Below are 15,521 nucleotides of genomic sequence, written 5' to 3'. Positions count from 1 at the left end.
TCCTAGCTAAGCTTCAAATACTCTTTAATTCCTTTGACGATTTCAGCTGCGATTTTGTTCTGCTTCTGATCACTAAACAATACCGAGCTGTCGTTACTATTCGACAGATATCCCGCTTCAAGTAAGACGGCTGGCATCGTCGTAGCTTTCACGACACGGAATGCAGCCGTTCTAACGCTGCGATTCTTTAGTGTGGTACCAGCTATCAGATGCTTGTGAATGATGTCCGCGAAAGCTTTGCTATTCGCATGATAGTAATACGTCTCTGAACCGGTAACGGATGCAGATTCTGCTTTATTCGCATGGAAAGAAATAAATAAGTTCGCTTTTAGATTGTTTGCGAAAGAAGCACGATCATCAAGCTCAATAAATGTATCATTCGATCTTGTCAGATACGGCTTAATTCTTGTTTCTTTGTCAAGGAGCGCTTTTACTTTCAAAGTAATCGCTAGATTATACTCTTTCTCCTTATGCCCGTTAACGCTAGAGGCACCTGGATCCTTCCCTCCGTGTCCGGCATCCAGCACGACTTTATAAATGGTCGGCCCAGATGGCGAGTCCGTCGGTGTTTCCGGCTTGACTACCGGAGGTGTTACCGGCAGAGTCGGATCGGTCACAGGCGGCGTGTCAACAGGTGGCGGTCCCGTCTGCTCCAGCACATCAATGCGGATGGCTTGCTCTTCCTTCACGACGCTGTAAATGGTTGGCGCGGACAAGTCCAGCACAACACGAACGGTCGAAGGCTTGTCCGAGTAATAAGAGAAGCGAATCTTCTTCAGAGTCGGATGCGAATCGACGAGAATTTCTCCGAGCTTCGCCGCAATGCTCGTGAATCCAGGCGTGAAATCGGGTGCGAAGTTCATATTCGGCAAATCAATGACGATCCGTTCAGGGCTGTGCAGCACTTCAGTGCGCACGTCGCCGAAGCTTCCGTCATACGGGAGTGAAATACTGCCAAGTCCATTATACTCGATTGCTTTCAAGACCGTAGTCGAATTTGGCTCATTGGTTGATGGATCACTGCCTGGAGTACCAGATTCGCCTGTTTCAGTGCCGTTATCGCTTCCATTACCGGTACCTTGATCAACAGGAGCATCCGGCGGAGCGGATTCGGTGTACAAGTGCACGGAACGTGACAGCTTGTCCCAATAAACTTGTAACCCAAACTGTTCACCTACGAATCGAAGCGGTACTAATGTCGAACCCGTGTTAATGATTGCAGGCTTCTCGAGCGACGCTTCTTGACCATTCACGATTGCCGTTTTATCGCCAATCGTTAGAAGCATGCTCGTATTGCCATTCGAGATCGTGACTACGGGCGACGTCCAGGATACATCAAATCCAAGACCTTCGGTTACCGTGCGAATAGGCACAAAAGTGGTATCGCCGACAATTTGCGGTTCTGCGCCGCTTTGCAGCTGCTTGCCATTCAGATAGAGCTTTGGCGCTGCTTCTGCTGCTCCTACAAGAGCCGGAAACATAGAGATGAGGAACGACAACAATAGTACAGCGGTTACAAACTTCTTCATCTTTCACCTCGATGACTTTTTATCGCTTATTAGACGCATTTTGACAGAAAAAGTTGCGTTTTGAGGAAATTTGTAGCATGAAATAGACAAAAAAAAAGAAACCCCGGTACACCGGTACCGGAGTTTCTCTCGATATTCACATAAATTCGTTGATTTAGAATGCGATGCGGCTTGCTTCATAAGCAGAGATCTTGTCTTCGTGCTGAAGCGTAAGACCGATATCGTCTAGACCTTGCAGCAGGAATTGACGGCGGTGCTCATCGAGATCGAATGCGATGTTAAGGCCCGCATCATCAGTAATCGTATTGTTCTCCAAGTCGATGTTCAGCTTGTAGCCTTCTGTCTTCGTCGTGCGCTGGAACAAGTCTTCAACTTGCTCTTCGCTCAGGCGAATCGGCAAGATACCGTTCTTGAAGCAGTTATTGTAGAAAATATCAGCGAACGAAGGTGCGATGACAACTTTGAAGCCGTAGTCCAAAATCGCCCATGGTGCGTGTTCACGCGATGAACCGCAACCGAAGTTTGCGCGGGAGATCAGCACTTCCGAGCCTTGATAACGCGGTTGATTCAGGCTGAAGCTGTCAATGACATTGCCCTTCTCGTCCCAGCGCCATTCGAAGAACAGGAATTGGCCGAATCCGCTGCGCTCGATGCGCTTAAGAAATTGTTTCGGGATGATAGCGTCTGTATCTACGTTTACACGGTCTACCGGGGCAACTAGACCCGTTAGTTGTTTGAAAGCTTCCATGTTGATGAACTCCTCTCGAATCTCAAATATATACTAGTTCAGAACTTCGGATTTGATCTTCCAATCGCGAACGTCTGTGAATTTACCCATAATTGCAGCAGCTGCAGCCATTGCCGGAGATACGAGATGCGTGCGTCCGCCGCGGCCTTGACGGCCTTCGAAGTTACGGTTGGATGTCGATGCGCAGCGTTGACCTGGCTCAAGCACGTCAGGGTTCATCGCAAGGCACATGGAGCAGCCAGCGTCACGCCATTCGAAGCCTGCTTCTGTGAAGATTTTATCTAGACCTTCTTTCTCAGCTTGAATCTTAACGCGGCCTGATCCTGGAACGACGATTGCCGTTACGCGATCGCTTACTTGGTAGCCGCGTGCAACTTCGGCAGCAGCGCGAAGGTCTTCGATACGACCGTTTGTGCAGGAACCGATAAACACATAGTCGATGTCGATTTCGTTCATCGGTGTACCTGGTGTAAGACCCATGTATTCAAGTGCTTTCTCAGCAGCTTTACGTTCATTCTCAGTTGGAAGCTCAGCTGGTACAGGTACATTTGAAGTGATGTCAGTTCCCATGCCTGGGCTTGTGCCCCAAGTTACTTGTGGAATCAAGGAGTCTACATCGAATTCAAGTACAGTGTCGAATGCAGCGCCTTCGTCCGTTTGAAGATCTTTCCAAACTGCAACTGCACGATCGAACGCTTCGCCTTGCGGAGCATATTCGCGGCCGCGGAGGTATTCGAACGTTGTTTCGTCTGGAGCGATTAGCCCAGCACGAGCGCCGGCTTCGATGGACATGTTGCATACGGTCATACGCTCTTCCATCGACAAAGTACGGATTGCTTCGCCTGTGTACTCCATAACATAACCAGTACCGAAGTCTGTTCCGTATTTTGCGATAACGCCAAGAATCAAATCCTTCGCCGTTACGCCTGGCTTACGGCTGCCGATGAAACGAATTTCCATCGTCTTCGCTTTGGATTGCTGCAAGCATTGAGTAGCCATTACGTGTTCAACCTCGGAAGTTCCGATACCGAATGCAAGTGCACCGAATGCGCCGTGTGTTGAAGTGTGGCTGTCACCACATACGATAGTTTTGCCTGGGTGCGTAAGGCCGAGCTCAGGACCCATTACGTGAACAACGCCTTGATCAAGGCTGTCCAGATCATACAAAGTTACGCCGAAGTCTTTACAGTTCTGCGTCAGCGTATCAATCTGTTGCTTGGAGATTGGATCCGTAATGTTGTAACGATCCTTCGTCGGAACGTTGTGATCCATCGTAGCGAAAGTCAGCTCCGGACGGCGAACTTTACGGCCAGTCATGCGAAGACCTTCAAACGCTTGCGGAGAAGTTACTTCGTGCACTAGGTGCAAGTCGATATAAATGACGCTTGGCTTGTCAGCCTCTGAATGAATGACATGATTATCCCAAATTTTCTCAAACATCGTTCTTTTTGTCATATGAATTCACCTCATAAGTTCATTTGTTTCGTTCGATAATCAATTCATTGTGTTCGTTGATGCAATCATAACATTTCATTCTTCATTGATCTAAGATATAATATCTATAACAGCAATAGGTTTAACCTATCAAGTTAAAACGGCTGTAGCCGTCCTTTCGACTAAAGCATAAATGAGCATACCTGACCATTCATCATAAATTATGGAGTGAGAAAATATGGAATTCCGCCAGCTCCAATATGTCATACAAATTGCCAAAGAGAAGAATTTTTCCCGTGCCGCCGAGAAGCTTCACATCGCGCAGCCATCACTCAGCCAGCAGCTATCCAAGCTAGAGAAGGAAATTGGCGTCCTTCTGTTTCGCCGAACAACGAACTCGGTCGAACTCACGCATGCAGGCTCTGTCTTCGTTAAGAAAGCACAAGGCATCCTCGATAACATCGAGCAGCTGAAGCAAGAGCTTGATGACCTCGCCCATATGCGCAAAGGGAAGCTTGTTGTCGGAAGCCTCTCGATAACGGGCTCACATGTGCTTCCAATCGTGCTGCCGATCTTCGCCGAGCAGTATCCTGAGATTGAAATTGTCCTCGTCGAGGATACTCCTTCCAAGCTTGAGCAGCTTACTGCAAGCGGCCAAACGGATCTCAGTTTGCTCGCGCTGCCGCTGTTCGAGCCATCGCTTGAATGGGTCCCTATTATAGAAGAAGAAATTGTACTTGCCGTACCGCCGGAGCATCACTTGGCGAAGCAGTCTGGGCCGATTCGGATCGAAAGCTTACGGAACGAACCATTCATTGTTCTGAAGAAAGGACAAGGCTTCCGTCAAAATGCATTGGAAATATGCGAAAAAGCTGGTTTCGAGCCGAACATCGTCTTCGAGAGCACGAACATCGAGACCATTCAGTCGCTCGTAGCCGCCGGGATGGGCATCACCTTCATTCCAAAGATGATTACGAGATCAAGCGTAAATGCGCTCACCCCTGTCTACTTACCGCTCGCCTCTCCTTCACCGATTCGTACGCTCGTCATTGCGAGCCGCAAAGGCCGCTATCTGTCGAGAGCAGCCGAAGCGTTCATTGAAACGATGAAGCAGACGACGGAGCAGCATTTTGGCGGCTAGAGCTATCGGTTAGCCGTTTGCTGTTAATACAGCGATGGACGGCGATCTTCAAATACGGGGATCTTTGCCCGAACCGCGTCCACCATGGTGAGGTCGATATCAGCACGCAGAATTGTCTCTTCCTCGCCAGCTTCCGCAATAATTTCGCCCCACGGATCGATGATAAGCGAGTGGCCGAAGAACGTGCTCGTGCCGCTAGTACCGCAGCGGTTGCAAGCGATGACGAACATTTGATTCTCAATCGCTCTTGCAAGCAGCAGCGTACGCCAGTGATGCAATCTCGGATTCGGCCACTGTGCCGGCACGAACATCGCCTTTGCTCCGCCAAGCGCCAGCTTGCGCGCAAGCTCCGGGAACCGGATATCGTAACAGATCATCATACCGGCGTCCGCACCAGCCACTTGGAGCTGCCCAAGCTTCTCGCCAGCGAGCAGATGCTTCTCCTCGTCCATGAGACGGAACAAGTGGATTTTCGAGTAATCCGCGATTACTTCCCCCTGCTCATTGAATGCGTAGATCGTATTGTATACGCCGTTATCCCGCTTCTCCGCGATTGATCCGCCAATAATTTGAACGTGATGCTCGAGCGCGAAAGCAGACAGCATCTCTTTCGTGCGTTCTCCGTTCGGATCTGCAAGCTGGTCGATTTGCTCCAGCGCATAGCCGGTATTCCACATCTCCGGCAGCATAATCAAATCCGGTTTGTCGGTACCTTGAACCGCCTCTTCCAGCTTTACCTTAAGCCGTTCATAATTGGCATCTGGATTTCCTGCATCAACATGCATCTGAACAAGCGCGATGCGCAGCTTCGTATCTGTCATAAGTTTTGCCTCCTCAAGCACTAGCTGAACCGACCTTATCTGCTCAGTTTTACCTTATCATAACGTCTCATGCTTCGCTGTCAAGATGGGTATCGTAACTGAGAAACCACCATGACCGACTTAAAGGAGACCATTCTGATGAACATGATGAAAAAGTACCACAGGCACTTCATTGCCATTATCGCGTTATTCTTATGTTTAATGATTCCGAATGCAGCAGGCGCAGCAAAGCAAGATGACGGCGGCGCAGCACAACGTCCTGTCCAAGCATTCGACGTCGTACAAGGCAAAGTCGTCAAGTCCGTTCCGAACAGCGCCGAGTATCAAGGCTACGCCAAGTCATGGCTGAAAGGCGTAACAGGCCTGTCACCCAAACTCACCGCCGACGACAAATGCGGCTATGTGTTCCGTATCCCGTTAGATGAGCCAACAGCGGTCAATGCCGGCGGCACGCAAGTGATGACACAAGATGTATTCCTGTTCTATTGCCCGAAGAAGCCGCAGCTCCTTCTCGTGTTCGATGAGAACCGCAAGCCGTATTTGCTCAATTTCAAAGGCAATATTAAACCGTTCCTAAAAACAATCGATTTATAGTCTTCCCTTTTCTTTTTTCTTTCTCCCACCAACGAGCGAATCAAGCGTGATTTGAGTTGAGGCGATGGTTTGAAAAAGGAGAAAGTGACTAGGTGCACGGAGGCACAGCAATCGAAATTGCGAATGAAAGCGACTTTTGTGCAAGGAGGAGCAGCAATCGAAATTGCGAATGGCTTCGACTTTGGTGCAAAGCACCACGGGAGTAACCATCGCAATTTCGAGGCGAAGCAGATCTGCACAACGTTAGCAATCATCGCAATTTCGAGGCGGAGCCGGTAGTGGACAGTAGGAACAGGATCCCTTTTCGAAGCGAAGCTGAAAAGGTTGCGAAACCCACGCATTGATGCAGCGAGCTCTCCTATGCTACATTTAGGCTTAGATTAACGGTGGAGTGATGACTATGGATGTAACAAAAACATTTCAAATCAACCCGGCAAACCGGATGACCGGTTTGCCTACACAATTTTTTGCAGGACTCGTTCGTAAAGCGAATGCCCAAACGGCAAAAGGCCGCGATGTCATCAACTTGGGACAAGGCAATCCAGACCGGCCTACTCCCGAGCATATTGTCGCAGCACTTCAAGAAGCAGCGCCGAATCCGCTGTATCATCGCTACCCTCCGTTCAGCGGCTATCCGTTTCTGAAGCAAGCCGTCGCGCAGCGGTACAAAGAAGATTACGGTGTTGAGCTTGACCCGGAGAAGGAAGTTGCCATATTGTTCGGCGGCAAAACCGGCCTAATTGAAATTTCGCAATGCCTGCTCAATCCTGGAGACATCTGCCTCGTACCCGATCCCGGCTACCCCGATTACTGGTCCGGAGTGGCGCTTGCAGGCGGCCGCATGGAATATATGCCGCTCACAGCAGACAATGCTTTCCTGCCCGATTATGATCGCGTAAAACCGGACATTGCGGACAAGGCAAAGCTCATGTTCATTAACTATCCGAACAACCCGACCGGCGCAACGGCTGATCCTGCATTTTACTCGCGTACGGTTGAATTTGCTGCGAAGCATGGCATTGTCGTGGCAAGCGATTTCGCTTACGGCGCAATTGGATTCGACGGCAAGCAGCCGGTCAGTTTCTTGCAGACACAAGGCGCGAAGGAAGTCGGCGTCGAGTTCTATACGTTGTCCAAAACCTATAACATGGCTGGATGGCGTGTCGGCTTTGCACTTGGGAACCCAGAAATTATTTCGCTCATCAATCTCATTCAAGATCATTACTATTGCAGTCTGTTTGGCGGCATTCAAGCCGCAGCAGCGGAAGCTTTAACCGGCCCGCAGCAATGCGTCACAGATCTCACCAATGCATACGAGAGCCGCCGTAATGCCCTCTTCGAAGCGATGAATGGGATCGGCTGGCAAGCCGCGAAGCCAAGCGGTTCCTTCTTCTGCTGGCTGCCTGTGCCGAAAGGCCACACATCTGCATCGTTCTCCGATCACGTGCTTGAGCATGCGGATGTCGTACTCGCGCCTGGCATCGGCTTCGGAACGCATGGCGAATCGTATGTACGCCTTGGCTTGCTTGCACCGGAAGAACGGCTTCAGGAAGCGATTCACCGCATAGGCAAATTGAATCTTTTTTAATAGGCAACTCCCGCCCGTAGAGCTCAGCTTTACGGGTTTTTGCATGCTTTACAGCCCAAGCCTCAGCATGGTATGCTTAGCGTTAATTAAATAACGAGAACGTATTGATGGGGCTCAGTATGCAAGCCCGCAGGTGCGATCAGAGAGTAAATTCATTAGCTGAGAGAATTTACAGCATTTGCTGCAGAAACCTACCCCGGAACGGCCGGCGATGAGTCGGACAGCGGCCTGCTGTTAACAGGTCTTTAAGCGGAACGGCATGCCTCCAACCGATTGGAGCTACATCGCCGTTAATAAAGGTGGTACCGCGGAAGTCATAAACTTTCGTCCTTTGTATAACTACAAGGGATGGAAGTTTTTTTTATTTTATTTACATAGAAAGGGCTTGAGGTGAATGATGACAGATACCATCGTAGTCAAAATCGGCAGCAGCTCCTTAACCTCCGAGGAAGGCGGCATTAACAAGGAACGTATTGCCTTCTTCGCGAATGAGCTCGCTTCCCTGCATGAAGCCGGATATCGAGTGCTTCTAGTCACTTCCGGCGCTATTGCCGCAGGCTTCAAGAAGATCGGTTACGCTTCGCGGCCCAAGCTCGTTCATGAGAAGCAAGCTGCGGCGGCTGTCGGTCAAGCGCTGCTCATGCAAGCGTACCAAGAAGCGTTCGCTTCCTATGGGACTGACGGAGGCATCGGCGTTGCTCAGATTCTGCTGACGCGCGCAGACTTCTCCAACCGTAAACGGATCAACAATGCGCTCATGACCATTGAAGAGCTCCTCCATCGGCGGATGCTGCCGATTGTCAACGAGAATGATACCGTCGCAACTGACGAGCTGAAATTCAGCGAGAATGACACTTTGTCCGCGCTCGTCGGCAATCTCGTGAAAGCGAAGAGGCTTATTATTCTCACCGACATGGACGGCTTGTATACAGAAGATCCGCGCAAAAACCCGAATGCCGTGAAGATCGACCGCGTCGATCACATTACGGATGACATTCTTCGCATCGCGGGCGGCGCAGGCTCATCCGTTGGAACCGGCGGCATGCGCTCGAAGATCGAAGCGGCGCGAATCGCGATGCGCGGCGGCGTTCCGGTCTTTATCGGTCGCGTTATGGAACCGGGTGATCTGATGCTCGCAGTGAAGGATGACGGCAAAGGCACTTATTTCGACACCAATGAACATAACTTGACGACCAAGAAGCAATGGCTCGGCTTCCACTCGATGCCGCAAGGCCGCATTATTGTGGATGAAGGTGCTGAAAAGGCACTTGTGCTCGGCGGGAAGAGCTTACTCCCGGCAGGCATTCAAGCAATCGATGGCGACTTTCACCCTGGCGATGTCGTAGAAGTGTTCAATGCGCATCAGCAATCGCTCGGACGCGGCGTCGTCAACTATGCGGCATGGCAGGTCCAAGCAGTCGCTGGCCTCAGCACGGAAGAAGTGCGCAGACGTGTCGAGGTATCACGGATTGAAGTTATCCACCGCGATGAATGGGTCACACTTAGAGCTTAGATAACAGATAACAGATAACGGATATGGAAAGGGAGAGCCTTATGAGCGAAGTGAGGAAAAAAGCAGCGTTAGCGAAACAAGCTGCGGCAGTCATGAACCGATTGACAACGAATGAGAAGAACAAAGCTTTGCAAGTGATGGCTGACCAGCTCATCGTACAGCAGAATTCCATCATTGAAGCCAATCATATCGATATTGATCGCGGCCGTGCAAACGGCACGAGCGAGTCTCTGCTCGATCGCCTCACTTTAACGCAGAGTCGTATCGCAGATATTGCGGATGGCCTGCGCCAGGTAGCGGAGCTTCCCGATCCCGTTGGAAAGACACTCGAATCGTTCGAGCGTCCGAACGGCCTTCGCGTCGAGAAAATATCGGTGCCGCTTGGCGTCATCGGGATGATCTACGAAGCGCGTCCGAACGTGACCGTTGACGCCGCTGGACTATGCCTCAAGACAGGCAACGCAGTCGTGCTTCGCGGCGGCTCCGCAGCGCTTGATTCGAATCGCCGCATCGTCGAGGTTCTGCGCGAAGCGCTCTCAACCACTGCCCTACCGCCTGATGCATTACAGCTCATCGAAGATCCATCCCGCACCTCGGTCGATGAGATGCTGAAACTGAACGGCCTGCTCGATGTTGTCATTCCTCGCGGCGGAGCATCATTAATTCGCAATGTTGTTGAAAATGCGACCGTCCCTGTCATTGAAACCGGTGCAGGCATTTGTCATACTTATTTGGATGAAAGCGCACAGACAGCAATGGCAGTAGACATCGCCTTCAATGCCAAAGTGCAGCGCCCTTCCGTCTGCAACTCCATGGAAACGCTGCTCGTCCACGAAGCATGGGCTGATCGCCATCTGAGCGAGCTGGCTAACCGCTTCCTCTCGGCAAACGTAGAGCTTCGCGGTTGTGACCGGACACTGGCGCTTATCCCACAAGCCAAATCGGTAACGGAAGCCGATTACGCCACAGAATACAATGACTACATCATGAACATTCGAATCGTTGCAAGCGTGGACGAAGCGATCCAGCATATCAGCAAATATGGCACGATGCACTCCGAATGTATTGTGACGGACAATGACAACAATGCTGCAGCATTCTTGCAGCAGGTTGATGCTGCGGCCGTTTACCATAATGCTTCCACAAGGTTCACAGACGGATTCGAATTCGGCTATGGCGCCGAAATCGGCATCAGCACTCAGAAGCTGCATGCACGCGGACCGATGGGTCTGCCTGCGCTCACTTCGACGAAGTTTCGAGTTTACGGCAACGGACAAATTCGCGGATAAGGATAGGAGGAGCATAAAGCAATGACAACACTTTCGAATGCAGAAGCAGTGCAGGAAATCAGCTCGCTCAAAATGTGTTTCTACGGCGCAGGCTCAATGGCCGAAGCCATGGTAAGAGGCTTGCTGGACCGCGGTTTAACAGAGCCGCAGCAGGTTAGCATGATGAATCGCTCGAACATTGACCGGCTTCATGAGCTCTCCTCCCGATATGGCGTGCATACGGCTGCACATGATGAGGCGAAAGCCGACATGCTGCGGGAAGCCGATATTGTCTTCCTCGCGATGAAGCCTAAGGACGCAGCAGAAGCGATCTCAAATATCCGCGAGCTGCTTCATCCTGGACAAATGATCGTGTCGATCATTGCAGGGATGACGATAAAGACGCTCGAGACTCTGGTCGGCAAACCGATGCCGATCGTGCGTACCATGCCGAACACTTCAAGCACGATTGGGCTTGGCGCAACAGGCGTCAGCTTCTCCTCGTCTGTTACGGCATCACAACGTGAGCTCGCGGAGCTGATGTTCCAATCTGTCGGCTTAACTGCTGTCGTTGAGGAGCCAAAGCTAGATGTAGTCACTGGACTTTCGGGCAGCGGCCCTGCGTATGTCTATTATTTGATGGAAGCAATGATTGCTGCCGGAACTGAGCTTGGCTTATCGGAGGATGCAGCTCGTGAGCTGACGATTCAAACCGTACTAGGAGCTGCCCATATGGTAAAAGCTACAGGTGAGAATCCGGCAGAACTGCGCCGCAAAGTAACGTCTCCGAACGGAACGACTCATGCGGCAATTGAAAAATTGGATGCGAACAATTTCTCCGGCGGCGTAATCAGCGCAATAGCCCGCGCTGCGGAACGTGCTGCAGAAATGGGCGCAGAAATCGAAAGGAATGCGACATCATGAGTAGTGGTGCAGTTTGTATAGCAACCTATCGTCTACACGACGATAAAGCAGATTTTCAGAAAAAAGCGCTTGGTATTGCCGTAGGACTTACAGTCGGTAGTTGGACGGAGCTTCCCGAAGCACGCAAAGCAGAGATGGAGAAGCATCTCGGCCGAGTCGTTTCCGTTGAAGCACATGAACCAGCCGATGCTGCGCCAGGCGAGCGTTATGCGGATATCCGCATCGCTTACCCTGACGTCAACTTCAGCCGCGATCTCCCTGCCCTGCTCGTAACGGTGTTCGGCAAGCTGTCCATGGACGGCAAGATCAAGCTGCTTGATCTAGATTTCTCGAATGAGTTCGTATCCGCCTTCCCAGGACCGAAGTTCGGCATCTCCGGCATTCGCGATCTGCTTGGTGTTTATGAGCGTCCATTGCTCATGAGTATCTTCAAATCCGTTATCGGTCATGACCTGCATAACCTGCGCGACCAGTTCTACAAGCAAGCGCTCGGCGGCGTCGATCTGATCAAGGATGACGAGATTCTATTCGAGAACCCGCTGACACCGCTTGAGAAACGTGTGGAAGCTTGCATGGAAGCAGCACGTCAAGCGGAAGCCGAAACCGGCCAGAAGCTGCTCTATGCGGTGAATTTGACTGGACCGACATCGAAGCTGGCTTCGCAGGCGAAACGAGCAATTGCAGCAGGCGCCAACGCCTTGCTCTTCAACGTCTTAGCTTACGGCTACGACGTGCTTCATGAGCTAAGCAGCGATCCGGAAATTTCAGTGCCGATTGCCGCGCACCCTGCGATGGCTGGCGCTCTCTATCCATCGCCGCATTATGGCATTGCAGCTCCGCTCTTGCTTGGCAAGCTGATGCGCCTTGCTGGCGCGGATCTCGCCCTCTTCCCTTCACCATACGGCTCGGTCGTCATGCCAAGAGAAGAGAATCTTGCAGTTCAAGCCGCGCTCATCGATGCAGTATTGCCTGTACGCACAAGCTTCCCGGTCCCTTCGGCTGGGATTCACCCCGGACTCGTCCCGCTCATCCTGCGCGACTTCGGCACAGAGGTTGTCGTGAACGCAGGCGGCGGCATCCACGGACATCCAATGGGTACGGCAGCCGGCGGTCATGCGTTCCGTCAAGCCATTGAAGCGGCAAGCGCAGGCGTAACGCTGCCTGAAGCGGCAGCACAGCCTGGCAATGAAGCGCTCAAGGCTGCGATTGAATTGTGGGGGTATAAAGAGTAATGAAACGTGTTATTTTTTGTGATTTCGACGGTACGATTACCGAGAACGATAACATTGTCGCGATTATCCGCCATTTCAACCCTCCCGGCTGGGAGACGATTGTGAACGATATCGTCGCGCAGCGCAAGACAATCCGAGAAGGGGTTGGCGAAATGTTCCGCCTGCTTCCTACTTCGATGAAGCGTGAAGTTGTGGACTACGCAATCTCGAATGCGAAGATTCGTTCCGGTTTCGCCGAGCTGCTGCAATTCTGCAAAGCTGCCGACATCGAATTCTACGTCACGAGCGGGGGAATCGACTTCTTCGTCTATCCACTGCTTGCGCCATTCGGCATTCCGGAGGAGCATATCTATTGCAACGGCAGCGATTTCTCTGGCGAACAGATTGAGATCACTTGGCCGCATCCTTGCAAAGGCGAATGCAAGACCGATTGCGGCATGTGCAAACCCACGATCATCCGCCGTTTCCCGGACGAGCGATATGAGCGCATCATTATCGGCGACAGCGTAACGGACTTTGAAGGCGCGAAGCTTGTTGATACTGTATTCGCACGATCTCATCTCATCCTGAAATGCAAGGAGCTCGGACTTCCTTTCCATCCGTTCGAGACATTCCATGATGTTATACAGGTACTGAAACTGCAGGAGGCGACAACTTAACGATGTCATTTGAACGAATTGCTACAGAAGATAAACAGCGCGCGCTTGCAGAGCTTACTGAAGTGAAGAGCCTCTTCGCTTCCCGCGGCTGGTTCCCTGGCACGAGCGGCAATCTTTCCATTCGTGTCGGCGATTACACACAAGACGAATTCCACTTCGCCATTACGGCGAGCGGTAAGGACAAGTCGCTCTCGACACCGGAGGACTTCCTGTTCGTTGACCAAGCGGGCAAGCCTTGCGAGACAACACGGTTAAAGCCTTCCGCGGAGACGCTTATCCACTGTGAGATTTATCGGCAAACAGGCGCCGGTGCAATTTTCCACATTCATTCCGTGTTCAATAGCATCGTGTCAGAGCTGTTCTGGGAGCGCAAATCAATCCCTGTTGACGGCGTGGAGCTGATCAAAGCATTCAACATTTGGGACGAGGAAGCGCATATCGACATTCCGATCGTTTCGAATTTCACGCATATCCCAAGTATCGTGCCAGAAGTAACGGAGCGACTTGATCCTCGTATTCCTGGCATTATGCTGCGCAAGCATGGCATCTACGCTTGGGGCGCGAACGCATTCGAAGCGAAGCGCCATCTGGAAGCGTTCGAATTCCTGTTCGAGTATGTTTACCGCTGGGAGCTGCTCCAACGCAGAGCGTAGCAAGTAGCAAATGAACAACACAAAAGGCGATAAAACCGGCTGCACGTTCATTCGTCAGCTGGTTTTATCGCCTTTTCTTCTCTCTTGGAATGCGATCCGCAGCCGCTCAGCAGCTAGTACCGCAAGCTCGATTTTGTTCAGCGCATAGCAATGCTCCTCGGTCATCTCGAAGACATCCGGCAATTGCAGCTCGGCGGCGAAATATGGATTCACACGATCCTTCACCTGATCGAACCAATCTTCCCGATCCGCTACCGCGAGCGGGACATCCTCCCACGCTGCTGCAAGCTCCAGGCTAGTTAGCTTCGATGCACCTGCACGCAGCCCACAGCCCTCCAGCTTCTCCGTATATGGTGCTGATGATACAGCCGTATTCTGCTCCTTCGTGAACATCTGCGGCGCGTAATCCGCTCGCGATCCCGTGTGCGGTACGGCGCGAACGAAGGCATGAACCCCCTCCGATACCTCGGGTACGCCAAATAATATGGCATACAATCCTTTACCGAATTCAATGCGCTCACGCAAGCTGCTGAAGTCCTCCAGAATAAGACCAGCCAGCTTCTTATCTAAACCGCCAGGCGTGCAATAAGGCATGAACACCGCATTCGTCTGCAAAGGGGATTGAAACAGAAAGGAAGGCTGACCAAGCACATGCTGTTTGAAGTATGGACTTTGAATGATCGGCTCCTCTATCACATGCTGTTCATTGACGATAAGCGCTGTCGTAAGGAGCGCCGAGTTTTTGCGCCGCCAGAATTGCGACCATACCGGCTTCATGAACGCTGATACTTGAAAAGCAGGCAGCAGATCGAATAGCTCCCTTCCTGCCTTGCATGACGCTTCATAGAGCAGCAGCTGCGGGTAGGCATCTTGAAAAATAAGCGAATTCGCGCGCTCGAGCAGAAGAAAAGTATCCTTCCGATGACCGTCATCGAGCAGCCTCGGCAGCAGATCCCCTTGCAAATCCGTCATATTCCAGCCGCCATTGCGGGAAACCACATGTGCGAGCAGCGCCCAATGGAGTTCCTGACAGCGAAAATAAACTTCCCGGTACGCTTCCGTACGAGTTACGTTGTTCCGGTTGGCCTTCTCCGTCTCGTGAAGGATTCGATGGATGAGCGCTCTTTCGTCCTTCGTATATTCTTGCACGCGATTGACTTGCTCATTAGACTGCGATTCCCACGAATGCCGCAGCTCGCGCACGAGCTCGTGACGCAATTTCGGTGCCTCCGCATGAAGCAATTGCTGCTTGGACTTCATTCGGGCTCGCTGCTTCATCGCGACATACGCTAGCAGTTTTGCAGGCAGCTGCGCGAGCAGCTTGAACATCTTGAGCAGGCGGTTCATTTCCCTCTCCCTCCTTCTTTTTATCTGCCTAAAAGGTAGTATCTGCTTGGCTACCTTCAATTAGCCGCAC

Annotated in this window: 14 protein-coding genes; 9 read left to right on the top strand and 5 right to left on the bottom strand. The window is 51.5% G+C overall.

The annotated features are described in order from the left end of the window. Positions 1-2: 2 nt before the first annotated feature. The 3 genes from AC0LWF_RS03300 to leuC form a co-directional block, all read right to left on the bottom strand. A complete protein-coding gene (locus tag AC0LWF_RS03300; RefSeq protein ID WP_474650117.1) occupies positions 3-1,529 on the bottom strand; it encodes an N-acetylmuramoyl-L-alanine amidase in 1,527 nt (508 codons plus the stop codon). 154 nt (positions 1,530-1,683) lie between these two features. Continuing rightward, a complete protein-coding gene (leuD, locus tag AC0LWF_RS03295; protein WP_474650116.1) occupies positions 1,684-2,277 on the bottom strand; it encodes a 3-isopropylmalate dehydratase small subunit in 594 nt (197 codons plus the stop codon). 33 nt (positions 2,278-2,310) lie between these two features. Next, positions 2,311-3,732: a 3-isopropylmalate dehydratase large subunit gene (gene leuC / locus AC0LWF_RS03290; RefSeq protein ID WP_474650115.1), complete on the bottom strand. Its 1,422-nt coding sequence runs from the start codon at positions 3,730-3,732 to the stop codon at positions 2,311-2,313. Between the two features lie 217 nt (positions 3,733-3,949). On the opposite strand from leuC, the gene AC0LWF_RS03285 reads away from it, so the two are divergent. After that, positions 3,950-4,852 (top strand): LysR family transcriptional regulator, encoded by a 903-nt coding sequence (locus AC0LWF_RS03285; protein WP_474650114.1) that lies wholly within the window; start codon positions 3,950-3,952, stop codon positions 4,850-4,852. A 23-nt stretch (positions 4,853-4,875) separates the two neighbouring features. On the opposite strand, the gene AC0LWF_RS03280 is transcribed toward AC0LWF_RS03285, so the two are convergent. Then, complete coding sequence (locus AC0LWF_RS03280) at positions 4,876-5,673, bottom strand: carbon-nitrogen family hydrolase (protein WP_474650113.1); 798 nt, start codon at positions 5,671-5,673, stop codon at positions 4,876-4,878. A 138-nt stretch (positions 5,674-5,811) separates the two neighbouring features. Here AC0LWF_RS03280 and AC0LWF_RS03275 point away from each other — a divergent pair, with 138 nt between their 5' ends. From AC0LWF_RS03275 to mtnB, 8 genes are all read left to right on the top strand, one after another. After that, a complete protein-coding gene (locus AC0LWF_RS03275) occupies positions 5,812-6,267 on the top strand; it encodes a hypothetical protein (RefSeq protein WP_474650112.1) in 456 nt (151 codons plus the stop codon). A gap of 400 nt (positions 6,268-6,667) precedes the next feature. Next, positions 6,668-7,855, top strand: a complete 1,188-nt coding sequence (locus tag AC0LWF_RS03270; RefSeq protein WP_474650111.1) for a pyridoxal phosphate-dependent aminotransferase — start codon at positions 6,668-6,670, stop codon at positions 7,853-7,855. Between the two features lie 397 nt (positions 7,856-8,252). Next, positions 8,253-9,368 carry a glutamate 5-kinase gene (gene proB, locus AC0LWF_RS03265; protein WP_474650462.1) on the top strand — a complete coding sequence of 372 codons (1,116 nt, stop codon included), beginning with the start codon at positions 8,253-8,255 and terminating at the stop codon, positions 9,366-9,368. Between the two features lie 41 nt (positions 9,369-9,409). Further along, positions 9,410-10,657, top strand: a complete 1,248-nt coding sequence (locus AC0LWF_RS03260; protein ID WP_474650110.1) for a glutamate-5-semialdehyde dehydrogenase — start codon at positions 9,410-9,412, stop codon at positions 10,655-10,657. 21 nt (positions 10,658-10,678) lie between these two features. After that, entirely contained in the window at positions 10,679-11,560 is an 882-nt protein-coding gene (gene proC, locus AC0LWF_RS03255) for a pyrroline-5-carboxylate reductase (protein ID WP_474650109.1), read from the top strand. Further along, positions 11,557-12,792, top strand: a complete 1,236-nt coding sequence (locus tag AC0LWF_RS03250) for a 2,3-diketo-5-methylthiopentyl-1-phosphate enolase (protein WP_474650108.1) — start codon at positions 11,557-11,559, stop codon at positions 12,790-12,792. The genes proC and AC0LWF_RS03250 overlap by 4 nt, the downstream gene beginning before the upstream one ends. Next, entirely contained in the window at positions 12,792-13,451 is a 660-nt protein-coding gene (locus AC0LWF_RS03245) for a 2-hydroxy-3-keto-5-methylthiopentenyl-1-phosphate phosphatase (RefSeq protein ID WP_474650107.1), read from the top strand. The genes AC0LWF_RS03250 and AC0LWF_RS03245 overlap by 1 nt, the downstream gene beginning before the upstream one ends. Positions 13,452-13,453: 2 nt before the next feature. Continuing rightward, positions 13,454-14,104 (top strand): methylthioribulose 1-phosphate dehydratase, encoded by a 651-nt coding sequence (gene mtnB, locus AC0LWF_RS03240; protein WP_474650106.1) that lies wholly within the window; start codon positions 13,454-13,456, stop codon positions 14,102-14,104. 54 nt (positions 14,105-14,158) lie between these two features. On the opposite strand, the gene AC0LWF_RS03235 is transcribed toward mtnB, so the two are convergent. Then, on the bottom strand, positions 14,159-15,451 hold the full coding sequence (locus AC0LWF_RS03235) for a DUF2515 family protein (protein ID WP_474650105.1): 1,293 nt from the start codon (positions 15,449-15,451) through the stop codon (positions 14,159-14,161). Between the last annotated feature and the right edge of the window lie 70 nt (positions 15,452-15,521).

This window comes from Paenibacillus sp. sgz302114, assembly GCF_056120345.1.
This window is presented reverse-complemented; position numbering and strand designations above follow the sequence as displayed.